This is a genomic window from Pseudomonas saliphila (assembly GCF_008638345.1).
Classification (GTDB): domain Bacteria; phylum Pseudomonadota; class Gammaproteobacteria; order Pseudomonadales; family Pseudomonadaceae; genus Halopseudomonas; species Halopseudomonas saliphila.
Window position 1 is genome coordinate 157253 of record NZ_VTVA01000003.1, and the last position, 19328, is coordinate 176580.

Sequence of the window (19328 nt, forward strand, 5' to 3'; positions counted from 1 at the left end):
GGTTGGAACAACTATTCATCAACCCTGCTGGTACGTGGCTTCAAGGACCTATCAGCAGAATGCATGGCGGACATTCAGCAGTCTTATACGGTCAAGCGACCACCGGGAATCTGATACTTGCGTTCCAGCTCTCGTCATATGAGTGTATGGGTCGGGTGCTAAGCCAGCGCCGAGTCACCCTCTGAAGAACCAGATTGGTTACTCTGCAGTCTTACGTGCACAGATCAACATGAGCACTAGCATGGGATTATTCACGATACATCTACTCGCTCGCTTGCTGCTAACGGTTGCTCTGTCCGCGCTGCTGGTCGCCTGTAGCATGCCGCGCCTGGGCTATCAGAATATTGATCACCTGATCCGCTGGAAGGTGAATGACTATGTATCCTTGACCCGTGAACAGCGCCGGTGGTTGAACGCAGAGGTTCAGGCGCAGCATGCCTGGCATTGCCATCTGGACCTGCCCCGTTACCGTCCCCTCTTGATGGCGGCGCGGGACGCGGTGCTTGAGGAACAACCCGATCCGGAGAGTCTGCGTGCTCAACTCCCGGCCTGGAAAAACGAGATAGACCTGACGCTGCAGCGCATGCTCCCCGGCATTGTGGAGCTGCTACGGCAATTGAATGCCGAGCAACTTGAACAGTTGTCCAGCGAGCTGAGCAAAAAGCAGGCCGAGCTGCGCGAGCGCTATGTCGAGCCAGATGAGAGAAGCCAGATTGCCGAGCGTAGCGAAAGGATGCAAAAGCGCCTTGAACGATGGCTCGGCCGTCTGAACCCGGCTCAGACTCAGCGCATCGACCAGTGGGCTGACCAGCCTTCCGACCGCAATGCGCTCTGGCTAGCTAATCGTCAGCATTGGCAAAACGTTCTGCACGAACGCTTGCAAGCGCGTCAGGCGCCTGATTTCCCCTCAGATATGGCTGCACTGCTCTTGCAGCCTCAGCAGTTCTGGCTGGCACCCTATCGCGAACAACAGCCGGCCGTCACCGATGCAACCATACGTATGTTAAGTGATGTGATGCTGCAAACGCGGGCTCCCCAGCGCGAGCATCTGCGGCGTCAGGTCGATAGTCTGCTGCGGGAGCTGGAACGGGTGCGCTGTCCGTCCTTGCCTGAAGGAATGCCCCCGTCTGCTGCAGCGACATCGTGACAACGAAACCGCCAGGAGCGTTTGACAAGCATTCTCATTAGCATTAGCATGCTTTGCAAGTCCACGGGGTTGGGGGTTGTGCATGTATATCTGTCTTTGCAAGGGTGTAACTGACCGCCAGATTCGCGAAGCGATCAGTGAGGGGGCCAGTAGCATGCGCGACCTGCGTTCAGCACTCGATGTCGCCAGTCAGTGCGGCAAATGTGGCCGCGAATGCAAGTCTCTGCTCAGCGAGAACCTTGTAAGCAGCCAAATGGCCTTTCAGAACGCCCAGTTCGTGGCAGCTTGACACAGGCCGACGTCAGTTACTGCGACTATTGAGAATCGTTCTTAATTCCTTTCATATCAGCCAGTTAAAGTTTGACAGTGCCCGGACTCCGGACCAGACTTGCTGTCTGATATGCCCTGAGGAATTGAGTCATGAAAGGCGATAGCGTAGTTATCCAGCACCTCAATACTGTATTGGGAAATGAGCTGGTCGCAATTAACCAGTATTTCCTGCACGCCCGGATGCTCCAGGATTGGGGTCTCGAAAAGCTGGGCGAACACGAATACAAAGAATCCATCGACGAGATGAAGCACGCCGACATGCTGGTCAAGCGGGTGCTGTTTCTTGAAGGCCTTCCCAATTTGCAAGACCTCGGCAAACTCCTGATCGGTGAAAACGTACGGGAAATTCTGGAGTGCGACCTGCGCCTGGAAATGGCCGGCATCCCCGATCTGAAGACAGCCATAGCCTATTGCGAGTCGGTCGGTGATTACGGAAGTCGAGAGCTGTTCGAGGACATTCTGGAGTCGGAAGAAGAGCACATTGACTGGCTCGAAACGCAGCTCGGCCTGATCGACAAGGTCGGACTGGAGAACTATCAGCAGTCGCAGATGAGCTGATAGGTCACCATCGATGCGGCTGCCCATGCAGAGGGGCAGCCGTTTCGGCACCAGGTGTATTGCTCTGCTACCCTTCCCTTCTAGTTCTCCAGGCCAGCCAGAATCGATGTCAGCGCATTCATCGGCTGATCCGAGCGGGTAATAGGCCTACCTATTACCAGATAACTGCTGCCGTTCTCCAGCGCCTGACGTGGCGTGACGATACGCTTCTGATCATCAGCGCTACTGTCCACTGGACGGATCCCCGGTGTCACCAATAAAAAGTCGTCTCCCAGTGCTCCGCGAAGCGCCTTTGCTTCGCGCGCCGAACACACGACGCCATCCAGCCCACATTCCTGCGTGAGCCGGGCCAGACGTTGGACCTGAACCATGGGTTCAATATCGATACCGACTTCCTGCAAGTCCTCCTGCTCGAGACTGGTCAGTACGGTAACCGCCGTCAGTAATGGTCTGGCCCCGGAAGAACGTCTCTCGATCGTCTCCCGACAGGCTTCCATCATCCTACGCCCGCCTACCGCATGCACATTGACCATCCACACACCCAGCTCAGCCGCTGCCTGGACTGCGCTAGCCGTGGTATTGGGAATGTCATGAAACTTCAGATCCAGGAACACTTCGAAGCCTCTCGACTGAAGCGCATCGACCACCGCAGGACCGGAACTGGTGAACAGCTCTTTGCCCACTTTCAGCCGACAGAGTTTGGGCTCAAGCTGATCGGCCATGGCAAGCGCAGACTGCGCATCGGGATAATCCAGCGCAACGATTATGGATGTATTGCAGGGCATGCTTGGTTCCTGTGAAATCGGTATGGGCTCAGGTGACCTGGTGCCCCTTCAGGGGCCTGATAGTCGACCAGCCATGACAGGTGGGACATTGCCAGTGAAGCTGTCGGGCGGAAAAACCGCACGTCGCGCAGCGGTACTGGTGGGCGTCCGAGACCAGTGCTTCGATAATACCCCGAAGCACCAGCAGGTTCTCCCTACCCCTGGGCTCGACAGCACTCTTGTGCAGGTCAATCAGATAGATCAGCCCGCGCAAAGATGGCTCGGCTTGAAGCTGAGCCACAATGTATCGGCTGGCGTCGGGCATACCTGAGTGTTTTTTTATCTCGTCTGCGCGTTCAAGAACGATAGCGATCGGCGGTTTCTTTGCTTGGCCGATGACCTTGTCGAGATAGCCGGACAAATCCAGCGCGCCATTATCTGCGCAGCGTCGCGCCAGCGGCAAGGCCTGCGGTACAAAATCAGCGTCGGTTTCCGCTAGCTGGTACAACCATTGAACACACTCCCGATATTTACTCTGCTGTGCTTCCAGCTCTGCAAGCATCAGGATCGCTCGCACATTGGCTGGGTTGGCTCGCAGCGCATCATCCAGATGCAGTCGCTCCTGCTTCCAGTCACGCCTGCGCTGCGCCGTGCATGCCAGCTCGCAATGATAGTGTGCAAGGGTCGCAGCGAAGGCCGGGCGCTCGCTGGCGAGCTTCTGGCCCACCTGTACTGCCTGCTCCCAGTCGCGCTCGCGCTCGTGAATCCTGACCAGGTCCACAAGCGCATCGGCGCGCATGGGCGATTGTTTGGTGATCAACTCGTCCAGCAAGCGTTCCGCCCGTGGATACATGCCCACCGTCAGATAATCGCGGGCGAGTTCAAACTGAACCCGATCCCCCTGCTCCAGGGTAAGGTTGGGACGCGCGAGTAAATTCTGGTGGACCTTGATGGCACGCTCCACATCACCCCGCTGACAGAACAGGCGGCCGATGGCGATATGGGTTTCGACAGTTTCCGGATTAACTTCGAGAGCACGGATAAAGGTTTCGATCGCCTCGTCGGGTTGCTCATTCAGCAGGTAATTGAGCCCAATGAAGTAATGCCGGTCGATAGCGCTGCCATGCGGTTCCACCAGGAATCGAACCTTGATTGCCTCGCGGCGCCCCAGATACCAGCCGGTAGCCAGCGCAGCCATGAACAACCCAAGGAACACCAGTTCCTGCATGCTAGGGTCTGTTGCCATTTCGGCGCGAGCCGCGTTGCTGTGTCAAATGGCGCCACGCAAGGCGCGGGACGCAGGTAATGGCTGTTCCCTTGCCAAGTCCCGCAACGCCGCATGGCGCCATTTGACACGCAACCCGAAGGGACGGGGCCCGTTTAGCGCAGCACTGCGTTACTCGTCGCTTATTTGGAACAACCAAATCACACTCCTCGCGCCTTGTTCTGCGCTAAACGGACCTCCGTCGCGGCCGCGATGAAACGGCAACAGACCCTAACCCTTGATCGCCTGGGTACGCAGCTTGTCGATTTCCTTCCGATGACGGTTCAGCTCATTGCCCTGCACCATAAGGCGCAACCGCAGGCGGGTAGTTACCAGCCAGCCGATAAAGATACCGAGCAGACTACCGGCAACGAAAGCAAAGACGATAAACAGAGAAAGCGGAAATTCCGAGGATTGCATTTCGAGAAACTGCAGAGTGACCCCCTGCTGATTCTCCAGCACGAAATCCAGGGTCGCCAGGGCGACCAACAAAGAAACGATGATAAGCGCCGCGCGCTTTAGCCACTGCATTGCCACCACTCCATTCTTTAACGTTGAGCGGAGTATAGCGCAGCGCCAAGTGCGGTTGATATGACTCAGGCGTTTTCGAGCGACTCGTTCACGCGGTCGCGTAATTCCTTGCCTGGTTTGAAGTGCGGCACGAACTTGCCATCAAGCTCCACGGCGTCGCCGGTCTTCGGGTTTCGCCCCAATCGCGGTGCGCGGTAATGCAGAGAGAAACTACCAAAGCCGCGAATCTCGATCCGCTCACCCGTAGACAGCGCCTGGGACATATGTTCCAACATTGTCTTGATCGCCAGCTCTACATCCTTCGCCGACAACTGTCCCTGTTGTTCGACTATGCGCTCGATCAACTCCGACTTGGTCATGGTTTTTCCTTTTTTTTCAAGCGGCTAGATCCGTTTTCAACGGTTTTACCATGCTTGACCCCGTTTGAACAGCCTGATAAAGGACAAAATCAGCTGCAACGGTCCTGCAAATCCTTCAGGCACAAAAAAGGGCGACCGAAGTCGCCCCTTTTCTACAGATTACAAAGGCTTGCTTAGTTGCCCTTGTTTTCCATCTGCTGCTTGATCAGATCACCAATGGTGGTCGGACCAGCTGCCAGCATTTCCTGCTTACGCAGGTCCTGGATGGCTTCTTTCTCGTCTTCCACGTCCTTGGCCTTGATCGACAGGCTGATGACGCGGCTCTTACGGTCGACGCTGATGATCTTGGCTTCGACTTCGTCGCCGACGTTCAGCACGTTGCGCGCATCTTCAACACGGTCGCGGCTGATTTCGGACGCTTTCAGCGTGCCTTCAATCTCGTCAGCCAGGGTAATCACTGCACCCTTGGCGTCAACTTCCTTGACGATACCGTTGATGATGGTGCCTTTCTCGTTCAGGGACACGAAGTTGGAGAACGGATCGTCTTCCAGCTGCTTGACACCCAAGGAGATACGCTCACGCTCCGGATCAACCGACAGGATGACAGTTTCGATCTCGTCGCCCTTCTTGAAACGGCGTACGGCTTCTTCGCCGACTTCGTTCCAGGAGATATCGGACAGGTGAACCAGACCGTCGATGCCGCCGTCCAGACCAATGAAGATACCGAAATCGGTGATCGACTTGATGGAGCCGGAGATCTTGTCGCCCTTGTTGAACTTGCTGGAGAACTCTTCCCACGGGTTCATCTTGCACTGCTTGATGCCCAGGGAGATACGACGACGGTCTTCGTCGATATCCAGAACCATAACTTCTACTTCGTCGCCAACCTGAACGACTTTCGAAGGATGGATGTTCTTGTTGGTCCAATCCATTTCGGATACGTGCACCAGGCCTTCAACACCCTCTTCCAGCTCGGCGAAGCAGCCGTAGTCGGTGAGGTTAGTGACCTTGGCGTTAACACGCGTGCCTTCTGGATAGCGACCAGTGATGGCAACCCATGGATCTTCGCCCAGCTGCTTCAGACCCAGTGAGACGCGGTTGCGCTCGCGGTCGAATTTCAGCACCTTGACGTCGATCTCGTCGCCAACGTTGACGATTTCGGAAGGATGCTTGATGCGCTTCCATGCCATGTCGGTGATGTGCAACAGGCCGTCTACGCCGCCCAGATCAACGAACGCGCCGTAATCTGTGAGGTTCTTGACGATACCTTTGACAACCTGGCCTTCCTGCAGTGTTTCCAGCAGGGCTTCGCGCTCGGCACTGTTCTCGGCTTCGAGGACGGCGCGACGGGAAACGACAACGTTGTTGCGCTTCTGGTCCAGCTTGATGACCTTGAATTCCAGCTCTTTGCCTTCCAGGTGCGTGGTATCACGAACCGGACGGACGTCGACCAAGGAACCCGGCAGGAACGCGCGGATGGTGTTGACGTCGACGGTAAAGCCACCTTTGACCTTGCCGTTGATAACACCCTTGACGATTTCTTCTGCGGCGAAAGCAGCTTCGAGGACTTTCCAGGATTCAGCCCGCTTGGCCTTCTCACGGGATAGTTTGGTCTCACCGAAACCGTCTTCAACGGCTTCCAGTGCAACGTGCACCTCATCACCCACGTTGATGGTCAGTTCGCCCTGATCGTTCAGGAACTGCTCACGTGGAATGACACCCTCGGATTTCAGGCCGGCGTGAACGGTGACCCAATCGGAGTCGATGTCCACAACAATACCGGTGATGATGGAGCCTGGCTCCATATCAAGGGTTATTAGGCTTTCTTCAAAAAGTTCGGCAAAGCTTTCGCTCATTTGGATTCCTGTAAATGTTTATAAAGGCAGTAACCGCCTGGCCGCTCTAATGCGGGCCCTGCAGCAAACGTACCCGCCACGCCACCAGCTTGCGTGGGTTGATTATTTAAACCCCTTTACCGGTGGGGCTGGTTTCCCGGTAAAAGACCTTTGAAATCAGTTAAGCAGATCGCGCCTGAGCGCTTCCGCATGAACCTTTTCCAGTACTTCGTCGATAGTCATGCTGGTCGAGTCAATCAGGAGCGCATCCTCAGCAGGCCGTAAAGGCGCAACGCTGCGATTGGTATCCCTTTCGTCTCGTGCAACAATCTCATCCAGAAGACTCGCCAGATTAGCAGCTTCACCCTTGCCCAGCAACTGCTTGTAACGCCGGTCAGCCCTTTCCTCGGGACTGGCCGTCAGAAATATTTTGAGCGGCGCGTCGGTAAATACCACGGTGCCCATATCCCGACCATCAGCGACCAGGCCCGGAGGCTCACGGAACACTCGCTGACGCTGCAATAACGCTTCTCGGACCGATCCGAGTGCCGCGACAACCGAGGCGCTCGCGCCGATCGCCTCGCTTCTGATTGCCCGGGTCACATCTTCGCCTTCAAGCAGGATGTGCTGCTCCTGGTTGTCTGCCGAGGTAATGAAGCGTACATCCAGATGAGCAGCTAGCGCTTCGAGGCTTTGCTTATTATCCAACGCGATGCCATGGTTTTGTGCCGCGAACGCCAACAGCCTGTACAAGGCCCCTGAGTCCAGCAGGTTCCAGCCCAGCTGCGCGGCCAGCAAGCCCGCAATGGTGCCTTTACCCGAGCCGCCGGGTCCATCGATAGTGATTACAGGTATGGCTTGTTCTGTCACACGCTTTCCTCCAATCGGACCTGGATACCCACTGACTGGGCGAGCCCGATAAAGTCCGGAAATGATGTCGCTACATTGGCGCAGTCGCGGATATGAATCTCGCCGGTAGCGCGCAGCGAGGCGACGCTGAAGGACATGGCGATACGGTGATCGCCATGGCTCTCGATGCTGCCACCGTGGATACTGCCGCCCTGGATCACGATTCCGTCGGGCGTAGGTTCAGCGGAAACACCCAGGGCCTGCAGCCCGTCTGCCATCACCTGAATGCGGTCCGACTCCTTGACCCGCAGCTCTTCCGCACCGCGCAACACGGTGCGCCCCTCGGCACAGGCCGCAGCAATAAACAGCGCCGGAAATTCATCAATCGCCAGTGGGACCTGATCCAACGGGATATCGATGCCTTTCAACGGGGCATAACGCACCCGGATATCGGCCACCGGCTCGCCACCCACTTCACGCTCGTTCTCAACCGTGAGATCTCCGCCCATGGCACGCAGGATATTGATCACCCCGGTGCGGGTCGGGTTGATGCCTACGTGCTCGAGCAACAGATCCGAGCCTTCGGCAATACTGGCGGCCACCATGAAAAAGGCAGCCGACGAGATATCAGCCGGAACATCAATCTTGCAGGCCGTCAGCTTGTGCCCGGGTTCGACGGTGACCGTGGCGCCGTCTACTTTTACCGGATAGCCGAAGCCTTTCAACATGCGCTCGGTATGGTCTCGGGTTGGCGCAGGCTCGGTTATCGAGGTTGAGCCGGATGCGTACAAACCGGCCAGCAACAGGCAGGATTTCACCTGAGCGCTCGCCATCGGCATAGTGTAGTCCATACCCATCAACGTGCCTTCGCCATAGATCCGCAGTGGCGGACGACCATCGCTGGCGGTTTCGATCCGGGCCCCCATCTCGCGCAGCGGTTTGGCGATCCGACCCATCGGGCGCTTGGACAGTGAGGCGTCGCCGGTCAGCACGGTATCGAATCGCTGCGCGGCGAGCAGCCCGGACAACAGGCGCATCGAGGTACCGGAATTCCCTACATACAAGGGACCGGGCGGCGCCTGCAGTCCATTTATCCCGACGCCATTGATTGTAACGCGGCCGTGGTGCGGGCCTTCAATCACCACGCCCATATCACGGAACGCCTGCAAGGTCGCCAGGCTGTCCTCGCCCTCCAGAAATCCTTCCACTTCGGTCACACCTTCAGCCAGGGAGCCGAGCATGATCGAGCGATGGGAGATGGACTTGTCGCCAGGCACCCGCAGGCGTCCTGTTACGCGTCCACCCGGGGCAGCAATGAAGTTGGTCGTTTTAGTCTGCATGGGATCCATATAGGCCCTGCGGGCCAGAATAGTACTGAAATGCTCGCGCGCCGACTTGGCCCGGGTGAACACACCCAGCAGGGTATTGGCATCCTGCTCTTCGACTGCCGCGCGCAAGCGGCTTAAATCCTTGGTAAAGGCGTCCAGACTACGCAATACAGCGTCCCGGTTGGCCAGGAACACATCGCGCCACATCACCGGATCGCTGGCGGCAATGCGGGTGAAATCCCGGAAGCCCCCGGCGGCGTAGCGGAAGATATCCAGATTCTCGCTGCGGGCCGCCAGGGTATCCACCAGGGTAAACGCCAGCAGATGAGGCAGATGACTGGTCGCAGCCAGCACTTCATCGTGGTCCGCCAGGTTCATGTACTCGACGTCACCACCCAGTGCGCGCCAGAGACTGGCCACCAGCTCCAGCGCCTGTTTGCTGGTGTGTTCCAACGGCGTCAATATCACTTTATGTCGTCTGAACAGGTCCGCCCGCGTGGCTTCGATGCCGCTCTTTTCCGATCCTGCGATCGGGTGGCCGGGGACGAACAGCGGCGGCACGCTGCCAAACGCCTGTTCCACCGCCTCAACAACCGCGCCTTTGGTGCTCCCGGCATCAGTCACCACTGCCTGGCCAAGATCAAGGCTGGCCAGCCCGGTCAGCACGTCTTTCATTGCCAATACTGGCACCGCGAGCATAATTACATCAGCCCCCTGCACCGCCTCAGCCAGGTCATCCGTCACGCTGTCCACAACTCCCAGGGGGATCGCATTGCGACGTGCCAAAGGGTCCGGATCGCAACCGACTACCTCCTGACACAGACCACTCTCGCGCATGCCCTTGGCAAACGAACCGCCGATGAGACCCAGCCCCACTACCGCCAGGCGCCCGATAATAGGCGTCGCAGGTGACAGGCGGGTGACATCATTCATCGGCCAGCGCCTTGGCCAGAGCATCGAGGAAACGCTGGTTTTCGGCCGGCAGTCCGATGGTGACGCGCAGGTGGTTTGGCATGCCGTAACCCGCTACGGGCCGCACGATGACGCCGCGCCGCAGCAGACCCTGGTAGATCGGTGCAGCCTCCCGATCAAGGTCGACCGCAACGAAATTGCCGCGCGAGGGTATCCAGCTCAGCCCCAGATCACGGAAACCCTGTTCCAGCTGAGCCATGCCTTCACGGTTTGCCCGCCGACTTTCTTCCAGATAGGCGTTATCGGATAAACTCGCCACCGCAGCGGCCAGCGCAAGACTGTTGACGTTGAACGGCTGGCGAACCCGGTTCAGCACATCGGCGATAACCGGGCTGCTGACGCAGTACCCGACTCGTAGCGCAGCCAGGCCATAGGCCTTGGAGAAAGTCCTGGAAACAATCAGGTTGGGGTACTGCGCAACATAATCGAAACCATTGTGCGTTTGGGTATCCTCAACATATTCAGTATAGGCCTCATCCAGCACTACCAGCACCCGCTCCGGCACCCTGTCAAAGAAGGCCTCAAGCGCAGCGCGACTGACCCAGGTGCCCGTCGGGTTATTCGGGTTAGCGATGAAGATCATCCGGGTTGCCGGCGTGATGGCCGCGGCCATGGCATCCAGATCGTGTCCCCAGTCGCGGGCCGGCACTTCCACCGCTCGCGCGCCGACGGCCTGGGTGACGATCGGATACACCGCAAAGGCATGCTGGCTGAAGATCACTTCATGTTCCGGGGCGACAAAGGCCCGGGTCAGCAGCTCGAGAATGTCGTTGGACCCGTTCCCCAGGGTAATCATCGACAGATCGAAACCGAAGCGAGCTGAAAGCGCCTGTTTGAGCGCAAAACCGTTGCCATCCGGATACCGGGTCAGATCCGGCAGGGCTTGCTGGATGGCCTTGAGCGCCATCGGTGCCGGACCAAGCGGGTTCTCGTTGCTCGCCAGTTTGATTATCTGCGCTGGATCAAGATCGAACTCCCGCGCCAGCTCCTCAATTGGCTTTCCCGGCACATAAGGGCTCAACTTCTGCACGCCCGGAAGCGCCAGGGCGAGGAAATCACAACTCATAATTCATACCTCAAGCTTGAAGAGAGGATCGGGCAAGCGCTGTAAGTGAACAGTCTGATGCCTGCCCGTCACGGGCAGGTTACAGAACAGCCTTCGGATAGGAGCCCAGCACCTTCACCGCAACCGAATCGCCATTGACCTTTTCCAGCACATCCTTGACCAGTGGATCGTCCTGGTGGCCAAAGAAGTCGATGAAGAAGACATAGGTCCACTTACCGATGCGTGACGGGCGGGTTTCAATCCGTGACAGATCGATACCATTGGCATGAAAGGGTTGCAGCAGCTCATGCAAAGCGCCTGGCTTGTTACGCGTGGAAACGATCACCGACGTCTTGTCATCACCCGTGGAGGGCACAGACTGGGTGCCGATGATCAGAAACCGCGTGGAGTTATCCGGACGGTCTTCGATCTTCTCGGCAATCTTCGTCAGATGGTACAGCTCACAGGCCATATCGCCGGCGATAGCCGCCGAGTTCCACTCGCCACGTACCCGCTTCGCCGCCTCGGCATTGCTGCTGACCGGCACTCTTTCGACATTGGGATAGTGCGCGTCCAGCCACTTGCGGCACTGCGCGAGCGACTGGGCATGGGAATACACACGGGAGATTTTGTCGGTACGGGTATTCTCGCCGACCAGCAGGTGGTGGTGAATGCGCAGCTCGACCTCGCCACAGATGACCATGTCATGCTCGAGGAAACTGTCCAGCGTATGGTTGATGGCGCCTTCGGTGGAGTTCTCCACCGGCACCACACCAAATTGTACCGCTCCGGCGGCCACCTCACGGAAAATCTCGTCAATGGCGGCCATCGGGACGCTGATCACCGAATGCCCGAAATGCTTGATCGCTGCGGCCTGGGTAAAGGTACCCTCCGGGCCCAGGTAGGCGACCCTGAGGGGCTCTTCCAAGGCCAGACAGGCAGACATGACTTCACGGAACAGCCGGGCCACTTCCTCATTATCCAGCGGCCCCTTGTTCAGTTCCATGATGTGCTTGAGCACCCAGGCTTCACGTTCGGGCCGGTAGAACACTGGCTTTTCGCCGGCGGGCAATGACTTCTGCTTGACCTGAGCAACCGTCTGCGCGCACTGGGCACGCTCGCTGATCAGTTCGAGTATCTTCTCGTCAATCGTATCAATACGGTTTCGTAGAGCCTGGAGTTGCGCTTCATCTGACATGGGGCATCAACCGTGCTGTTTCTCGAATTCAGCCATATAGGCCACCAGCGCATCCACGGCTGCTTCCGGGACCGCGTTATAAATGGACGCGCGCATACCGCCTACGGATCTATGGCCCTTCAGATTAAGCAGCCCGCGCTCACCGGCACCGGCAAGGAAGGGCTTATCCAGACGGTCGTCGGCCAGCCGGAAGGGGATGTTCATCCAGGACCGATCGGCGATATTGATCGGGTTGGTATACAGCCCGCTGTCATCGATCGCCGAATACAGCTTGCGCTGTTTGGCATCGTTGACCTTTTCCATTGCCTCCAAACCGCCTCGCTCCTTGAGCCACTGGAAGATCAGCCCGGAGAGATACCAGGCAAAGGTCGGAGGCGTGTTGTACATGGACCCGTTCTTGGCGGCCACGTTGTAGTCGAGCATGGTTGGGCACTTGCTGTGCGCCTTGCCAAGCAGACTGTCGTGGACAATGACTACCACCAGACCGCTAGGCCCAATATTCTTCTGCGCGCCAGCATAGATCAGACCAAACTTGGACACATCCAGCGGACGGGAGAGGATGGTCGAGGACATATCCGCAACCAATGGCTTGTCGCCCACATCCGGAATCCAGTTGAACTCCAGCCCACCGATGGTCTCGTTGGGGGTGTAATGCACATAGGCCGCCTCGTCGGACAGGCTCCACTCGTTCTGGCCAGGGATGGCGAAATAATCGTAGGCTTCAGCCGAGGCGGCCACGTTGACGTGACCATACCGGGACGCTTCCTCGATGGCCTTGCGCGACCAGATACCGGTATCAATATAGTCGGCACTTCCGCCCTCACCCAACAGGTTCAGCGGAATCTGCGCGAACTGCTGACTAGCGCCGCCCTGCAAAAACAGCACGCGGTAGTCGGACGGGATCGACAACAGATCGCGCAGATCCTGTTCCGCGCGATCGGCGATACCGACGAACTCGTCACTGCGATGACTCATTTCCATGACTGACAGGCCCTTACCCTGCCAGTCAAGCAAATCAGCCTGGGCCTGCTGCAGTACCGCTTCGGGCAGCGCGGCCGGGCCGGCGCAGAAATTGAACAGTCGCTTACTCACGATTACTCCTGGTCATCAAGGGTCGGTGCGGCATCATCGTCTGCCGGGCCGCTTACCATCTCATCCGTCACATCCGCTGCGTCGGCGTTCTCTTCGTCTTCTTCATCAAGCTCGCTAGGTTCCTGCACGCGCTCCAGGCCAACCAGCTTCTCGCCATTGGACAGTTTGATGAGCGTTACGCCCTGCGTGTTACGCGACAGACTGGAGACTTCGCTGACCCGGGTGCGCACCAACGTGCCCTGGTCGGAAATCAGCATGATCTCTTCGCCATCCACAACCTGCACGGCGCCGACCAGCGGACCATTGCGCTCGTTGGAGACCATGCCAATCACGCCTTGACCGCCGCGCTTGTACTGCGGGAAATCCTCGATCGGTGTGCGCTTGCCATAGCCCCGCTCGGAAGCGGTAAGAATAGCGGTGCCTTCCTCGGCCACGATCATCGATACCAGGCGCTGCCCTTCTGCCAGGCGCATACCCCGCACGCCACGTGCCGTACGACCCATCGCGCGCACGTCGGTTTCCTTGAAGCGAGTGACCTTGCCACCATCGGAGAACAGCATGATCTCGCGCTCGCCATTGGTCACAGCGGCCGATATCAGCGTATCGCCTTCGTCCAGATCCAGCGCGATCAGGCCCACCGAACGTTGGCGGCTGAACTGCTCAAGCGGGGTCTTCTTCACGGTGCCCTTGGCAGTCGCCATGAACACAAACCAGCCTTCGGTGTATTCGTCGACCGGCAGCATGGTGGTGATAAGCTCACCCTCATCCAGTGGCAGCAGATTCACCAGCGGACGGCCACGTGCGGTGCGCGACGCCTCGGGAATTTCGTAGGTCTTGAGCCAGTACACCTTGCCCTTGCTCGAGAACATCATGATGGTCGTATGACTGTTGGCAACCAGTAGATGGGATACATAATCCTCATCCTTCACGCCCGTCGCCGCCTTGCCGCGGCCGCCACGGCGCTGGGCCTGGTAATCGGCCAGCGGCTGACTCTTGGCATAGCCACCATGGGAAATGGTGACCACGCGATCTTCTTCAGTGATCAGATCGGCAATGGTCAGATCCAGACGTGAGGCGACGATTTCGCTGCGACGGGCATCGCCGTAGTTGCTGCGAATCAGCTCGAGCTCTTCGACGATCACTTCCATCAACCGTACCTGGCTGTTCAGAATACGCAGTAGCTCGCCGATCTGGACCAGGATCTCCTGATACTCGGTGAGCAGCTTTTCGTGTTCCAGACCGGTCAGACGATGCAGACGCAATTCGAGGATCGCCTGAGCCTGTTCCGGCGACAGGTAATATTTGCCTTCACGCAGTCCGTACTGTTCAGGCAGTTCATCGGGACGGCAGACATCGGCACCCGCACGATCGACCATCTCCAGCACCGCACCGGGTTCCCAGGCCGTGGAAATCAGACGCTCCTTGGCTTCGGAGGGTGAAGGTGATGCCTTGATCAGGGCGATCACCGGATCAATATTGGATAGCGCAACGGCCTGACCTTCAAGAATATGGCCGCGTTCGCGCGCCTTGCGCAGTTCGTATACGGTACGGCGAGTAACCACTTCCCGACGATGGCGGATAAAGGCTTCCAGCAGCTCCTTGAGATTCAGGATCCGCGGGCGACCGTCCAGCAAACCAACGATGTTGATGCCGAATACGTTCTGCATCTGGGTTTGCGAATACAGGTTGTTGAGTATCACCTCAGCAACTTCGCCACGGCGAATCTCGATCACCACGCGCATGCCATCCTTGTCGGACTCGTCACGCAGCTCGGTGATGCCTTCGATCTTCTTCTCTTTGACCAGCTCGGCAATCTTCTCGATCAGACGTGCCTTGTTGACCTGGTACGGCAGTTCATGAATAAGAATCTGCTGACGGCCGCCCACCTTGTCGATGTCTTCAATCGAACAACGCGCACGCACATAGATGCGGCCACGACCGGTCTTGTAGGCTTCAACAATGCCCGCGCGACCGTTGATGATGCCGGCGGTGGGGAAGTCCGGCCCGGGGATATATTCCATCAGTTCGTCGATGGTCATCTCGGGATTGGCAATCAACGCCAGGCAACCGCTGACGACTTCGGTCAGGTTGTGCGGCGGAATATTGGTGGCCATACCAACGGCGATACCGCTGGAGCCGTTCACCAGCAGGTTCGGGACCTTGGTTGGCAGTACCGCCGGAATCTGTTCAGTGCCATCGTAGTTCGGCACCCAATCGACAGTTTCCTTGTCCAGATCGGCCAGCAGCTCATGGGCCAGCTTGGTCATCCGGATTTCGGTATATCGCATGGCAGCAGCGCTGTCGCCGTCTACCGAACCGAAGTTGCCCTGACCGTCTACCAGCAGGTAACGCAGGGAGAACGGCTGCGCCATACGAACAATGGTGTCGTAGACGGCGGAGTCGCCATGCGGGTGATATTTACCGATCACGTCACCGACGACACGGGCGGATTTCTTGTATGGCTTGTTCCAGTCGTTGTTCAGCACGCTCATGGCAAACAGCACGCGGCGGTGAACCGGCTTCAGGCCATCGCGCACGTCAGGCAGAGCTCGACCGACGATCACGCTCATGGCGTAGTCGAGGTAGGACTGTTTCAGCTCGTCTTCGATATTGACTGGAAGGATTTCTTTGGCCAGTTCACCCATGAAACGGCATTCCTTTTAGTGGCGGCAACCTGATGATGCCTATCGCGTAAGATCGACGCTTGCGAGGCCTCCTGAGAGGCCCCGGATTAAAGCCGGGAAGTGTACCACAGTCCAGCCCCGGAGGGAGCCGTAAGAAAGGCTGTAGGCACTCAGGGGCTTACTGTGGGCATAAATCTGCCCAAGGATAAGAAAGCGCCCTCAATGAAGGCGTCGATGGCTTAATAAATCTGCGATTCTTGCGGTATCCGGGCGCTCAATCAGCCCCTTCTCGGTGACGATCACGTCGACCAGATCGGCCGGCGTCACATCAAAGGCCGGCGAGGTCACCGGCAGCTCAGCATCGCTGCCGGCCAGCGCATTCGCGGACGCCTCGCCCGGCGCAACGTCATCACCGCTTTCCAGCTCCATGTCGATAACCGAGGAAGGTGCCACCACCATGAAACGCAGCCCATGGTGCATCGCCAGTATTGCCAGCGAATAGGTTCCAATGCTGCCGATCACGTCACCGTTGGCGGCAATACGCTCCGCGCCAACGATGACCCAGGTCATGGGTACCGCTTTCATGAGATGCCCCGCCGCCAGATCCACTCCGAGCCGGGCCGGAATATCCAGTTGCGCCAATTCCCAACCGGTCAGCCGCGCCCCGTCGCGCGCAGGCTGCGTTTCGTTTATATAGACAGTATCCACCAGCCCGGCCGCGTGCGCTTTGCGCACCACGCCCAGTGCTGTGCCGTAGCCAGCTCCTGTCAGGGCGCCCGCATTACCATGGGTCATCAGATTCTGTTTGTTCTTCTGGTGCTTGCGGATCAGTTGCGTGCCCAGCTTGGCCATGGTGAGATTGGCTTCGATATCGCTGTGATGGATAGACGTCGCCGCGTTAAGCAACTCGCCAGGCACATCGGCGTGGTCCGCCAGACGCTGGGTGCGTTCACGCATCATGCGCAATGCCCAGCTGGGCTTCATGGGTTCCGGCATAGCGGCTTCGAGCATGGCGAAGTCATCGGCCAGCGCGGCGTCCCAATCGTCGGCGCGCCCTACCCCGCGGGCAGCGAGCACGATTGCGTAGGCTGCCGCAATGCCGATCAGGGAGTTCCCGCGGACCACCTGCTCACGTATAGCCTCGGCTATCGCGGCGGCGTCCGCACATTTCACATACTGCACACTGCCGGGCAAGAAGCGCTGATCCAACAGGTGCAGAGCATTGTCGCTCCACTCGATGGCGTTGATACTGGCTGCCATAGCCAACTGCTGTTGTGACTGCATATCTCGCTCCGCTACTAAAGGAGCAGTATACCCTCGTCACGGGGCGATTAATTGTCACTGCCAGCAATAAAAGCCTGAGGGTATACTGCGGGCCTATGATGCAAAGCGAGCTGTTAATGACTTCACTACCCGACGCGATCGACCTGCTGATCACGCCGCGATGGATCGTGCCCGTGGTGCCTGCTGGAGTGGTCCTTGAGAACCACGCCATCGCCGTGCACCAGGGCCGCATTGCCGGCATTGTTCCGCTGAGCGCAACGCTTGATCTGCAGGTCGGAGAGCGCCGCGACCTGCCCGACCACCTGTTGATCCCAGGATTGATCAACGCCCATGGCCACGCGGCAATGAGTCTGTTCCGGGGCATGGCCGATGACCTGCCACTGATGGAATGGCTCACTGACCACATCTGGCCGGCTGAAGCCCTGTGGGTCAGCGAAGATTTCGTGCGCTGCGGTACCGAGCTGGCCATAGCCGAAATGCTGCGCGGCGGCACCACCTGTTTTGTCGATATGTATTTTTATCCCGAGATTGCCGCCAGCGTCGCGTTGGAATACGGGATACGGGCCCAGATCGCCTTCCCGGTGATCGACAACCCGATTCCCGGTGCGAAGAACAGTGACGAAGGCATCGCCAAGGGGCTACGACTGCATGACGAGGTCAAACACAGCCAATTGGTCAATGTCGCCTTTGGGCCGCATGCGCCCTACACCGTAGGTGATGCAACGCTAAGTCGCATCCGCACGCTGTCCGACGAGCTGGATATTCCCGTACACATGCATATCCACGAATCGGCCTATGAAATCGAAGAGTCCGTCGCACAGACCGGGCTGCGCCCACTGCAGCGGCTGCATCAGTTAAACCTGCTCACGCCGCGACTGCAGGCCGTGCATATGACCCAGATCAACGACGAGGACCTCGCGCTGATCAAGAATCACGGCATAAGCGTTATCCATTGTCCAGAATCCAACCTCAAGCTTGCCAGCGGCTTCAGCCCGGTCCAGCGCATGCTTGATGCCGGCATCAATGTAGCCATCGGTACCGATGGCGCTGCCAGCAATAATGATCTGGATATGCTTGGCGAACTGCGCACGGCTTCATTGCTGGCCAAGGGTGTATCAGGTCAACCTACGGCGATGGATGCCCATACCGCCCTGCGCATGGCAACACTCGGCGGCGCACAGGCACTATGCATCGGCGAAGAGACCGGCTCTCTGGAGCCAGGCAAGGCCGCTGACATCGTTGCGATTGACCTTTCGGGTCTCGATCAGCAACCGGTTCACAACCCACTGTCCCAGCTGCTTTACAGCTGCAATGCCAGTCATGTATCCGACGTCTGGGTTGCCGGCGTGGAGAAGGTCCGCGACGGCAAGCTGCTGCGCATCGATCAGACCAGACTGCTTGCCGAAGCGCGGGAATGGGCACGACAGATTCAACGAGGGAACCAAAATGACGCTTAACGTCGATCGGGCTGAAATTGCCAAATTCGAAGCCCTGGCCAGCCGCTGGTGGGACCGTAACAGCGAGTTCAAGCCGCTGCATGAAATCAATCCCCTGCGAACCAACTGGATCGACCAGAAAGTCGGCCTGGCGGGCAAGGAAGTGCTGGATGTCGGTTGCGGCGGCGGCATTCTGGCCGAGGCCATGGCACTGCGCGGCGCCAAGGTGACCGGTATCGATATGGGCGAGGCCCCCCTGGCCGTAGCCAGCCTGCACAAGCTCGAATCAGGCGTGGAAGTCGATTACCAGCAATGCACCGCCGAGCAGATGGCGGAACAGCATCCCGGCCGCTTTGACATCGTCACCTGCCTGGAGATGCTCGAACATGTGCCTGATCCCTCTTCGGTGATCCGCGCCTGCGCCACGCTGGTCAAGCCAGGCGGACACGTCTTCTTTTCCACCATCAACCGCAATCCGAAGTCCTTCGCCTTCGCGATAGTCGGCGCCGAATATGTCCTGCGACTGCTGCCCCGTGGCACCCATGAGTTTGCCAAGTTTATCCGGCCAGCCGAACTCGGCGCGTGGTCACGGCAGGCCGGCCTGGACGTGCAGGACATCACTGGTTTGACCTACAACCCGCTGTTCAAGACCTACAAGCTGGAACGTAACGTCGACGTCAACTACATGATCCACACCCAGCGCGGAGACTGA

At 58.3% G+C, this 19328-nt stretch carries 17 protein-coding genes; 5 read left to right on the forward strand and 12 right to left on the reverse strand.

All coding sequences use genetic code 11. From position 1 onward, the window contains the following. Positions 1-241 precede the first annotated feature (241 nt). The 3 genes from FHK95_RS04640 (at position 242) to bfr (ending at position 2035) form a co-directional block, all read left to right on the forward strand. Entirely contained in the window at positions 242-1147 is a 906-nt protein-coding gene (locus tag FHK95_RS04640; RefSeq protein WP_150303442.1) for a DUF6279 family lipoprotein, read from the forward strand. An 82-nt stretch (positions 1148-1229) separates the two neighbouring features. Continuing rightward, positions 1230-1436 (forward strand): bacterioferritin-associated ferredoxin, encoded by a 207-nt coding sequence (locus FHK95_RS04645; protein ID WP_150303443.1) that lies wholly within the window; start codon positions 1230-1232, stop codon positions 1434-1436. Positions 1437-1567: 131 nt separating this feature from the next. Then, positions 1568-2035: a bacterioferritin gene (bfr, locus tag FHK95_RS04650; RefSeq protein WP_150303444.1), complete on the forward strand. Its 468-nt coding sequence runs from the start codon at positions 1568-1570 to the stop codon at positions 2033-2035. An 80-nt stretch (positions 2036-2115) separates the two neighbouring features. Here bfr and pyrF read toward each other — a convergent pair whose 3' ends face one another. The 12 genes from pyrF to mtnA form a co-directional block, all read right to left on the reverse strand. Then, a complete protein-coding gene (gene pyrF, locus FHK95_RS04655; RefSeq protein WP_150303445.1) occupies positions 2116-2820 on the reverse strand; it encodes an orotidine-5'-phosphate decarboxylase in 705 nt (234 codons plus the stop codon). A gap of 28 nt (positions 2821-2848) precedes the next feature. Then, positions 2849-4045: a lipopolysaccharide assembly protein LapB gene (gene lapB, locus FHK95_RS04660; RefSeq protein ID WP_150303446.1), complete on the reverse strand. Its 1197-nt coding sequence runs from the start codon at positions 4043-4045 to the stop codon at positions 2849-2851. A gap of 249 nt (positions 4046-4294) precedes the next feature. Further along, positions 4295-4594 carry a lipopolysaccharide assembly protein LapA domain-containing protein gene (locus FHK95_RS04665; RefSeq protein ID WP_150303447.1) on the reverse strand — a complete coding sequence of 100 codons (300 nt, stop codon included), beginning with the start codon at positions 4592-4594 and terminating at the stop codon, positions 4295-4297. A 65-nt stretch (positions 4595-4659) separates the two neighbouring features. Beyond that, entirely contained in the window at positions 4660-4953 is a 294-nt protein-coding gene (ihfB, locus tag FHK95_RS04670; protein ID WP_150300999.1) for an integration host factor subunit beta, read from the reverse strand. A gap of 173 nt (positions 4954-5126) precedes the next feature. Then, entirely contained in the window at positions 5127-6809 is a 1683-nt protein-coding gene (gene rpsA / locus FHK95_RS04675; RefSeq protein ID WP_150303448.1) for a 30S ribosomal protein S1, read from the reverse strand. A gap of 156 nt (positions 6810-6965) precedes the next feature. Further along, positions 6966-7658, reverse strand: coding sequence for a (d)CMP kinase (gene cmk, locus FHK95_RS04680; RefSeq protein ID WP_150303449.1), 693 nt, complete (start codon positions 7656-7658; stop codon positions 6966-6968). Beyond that, on the reverse strand, positions 7655-9898 hold the full coding sequence (locus tag FHK95_RS04685; RefSeq protein ID WP_150303450.1) for a bifunctional prephenate dehydrogenase/3-phosphoshikimate 1-carboxyvinyltransferase: 2244 nt from the start codon (positions 9896-9898) through the stop codon (positions 7655-7657). Before FHK95_RS04685 ends, cmk begins: the two co-directional genes overlap by 4 nt. Next, positions 9891-11003 (reverse strand): histidinol-phosphate transaminase, encoded by a 1113-nt coding sequence (gene hisC / locus FHK95_RS04690; protein WP_150303451.1) that lies wholly within the window; start codon positions 11001-11003, stop codon positions 9891-9893. Before hisC ends, FHK95_RS04685 begins: the two co-directional genes overlap by 8 nt. A gap of 79 nt (positions 11004-11082) precedes the next feature. Further along, positions 11083-12180 carry a prephenate dehydratase gene (pheA, locus tag FHK95_RS04695; RefSeq protein WP_150303452.1) on the reverse strand — a complete coding sequence of 366 codons (1098 nt, stop codon included), beginning with the start codon at positions 12178-12180 and terminating at the stop codon, positions 11083-11085. A gap of 6 nt (positions 12181-12186) precedes the next feature. Next, positions 12187-13272, reverse strand: coding sequence for a 3-phosphoserine/phosphohydroxythreonine transaminase (gene serC / locus FHK95_RS04700; protein ID WP_150303453.1), 1086 nt, complete (start codon positions 13270-13272; stop codon positions 12187-12189). A gap of 2 nt (positions 13273-13274) precedes the next feature. Then, entirely contained in the window at positions 13275-15917 is a 2643-nt protein-coding gene (gyrA, locus tag FHK95_RS04705; protein ID WP_150303454.1) for a DNA gyrase subunit A, read from the reverse strand. Between the two features lie 198 nt (positions 15918-16115). Next, complete coding sequence (mtnA, locus tag FHK95_RS04710) at positions 16116-17180, reverse strand: S-methyl-5-thioribose-1-phosphate isomerase (protein WP_235906716.1); 1065 nt, start codon at positions 17178-17180, stop codon at positions 16116-16118. A 116-nt stretch (positions 17181-17296) separates the two neighbouring features. Here mtnA and FHK95_RS04715 point away from each other — a divergent pair, with 116 nt between their 5' ends. Further along, entirely contained in the window at positions 17297-18637 is a 1341-nt protein-coding gene (locus FHK95_RS04715) for a TRZ/ATZ family hydrolase (protein ID WP_150303455.1), read from the forward strand. Next, positions 18627-19328, forward strand: coding sequence for a bifunctional 2-polyprenyl-6-hydroxyphenol methylase/3-demethylubiquinol 3-O-methyltransferase UbiG (gene ubiG, locus FHK95_RS04720; RefSeq protein WP_150303456.1), 702 nt, complete (start codon positions 18627-18629; stop codon positions 19326-19328). Before FHK95_RS04715 ends, ubiG begins: the two co-directional genes overlap by 11 nt.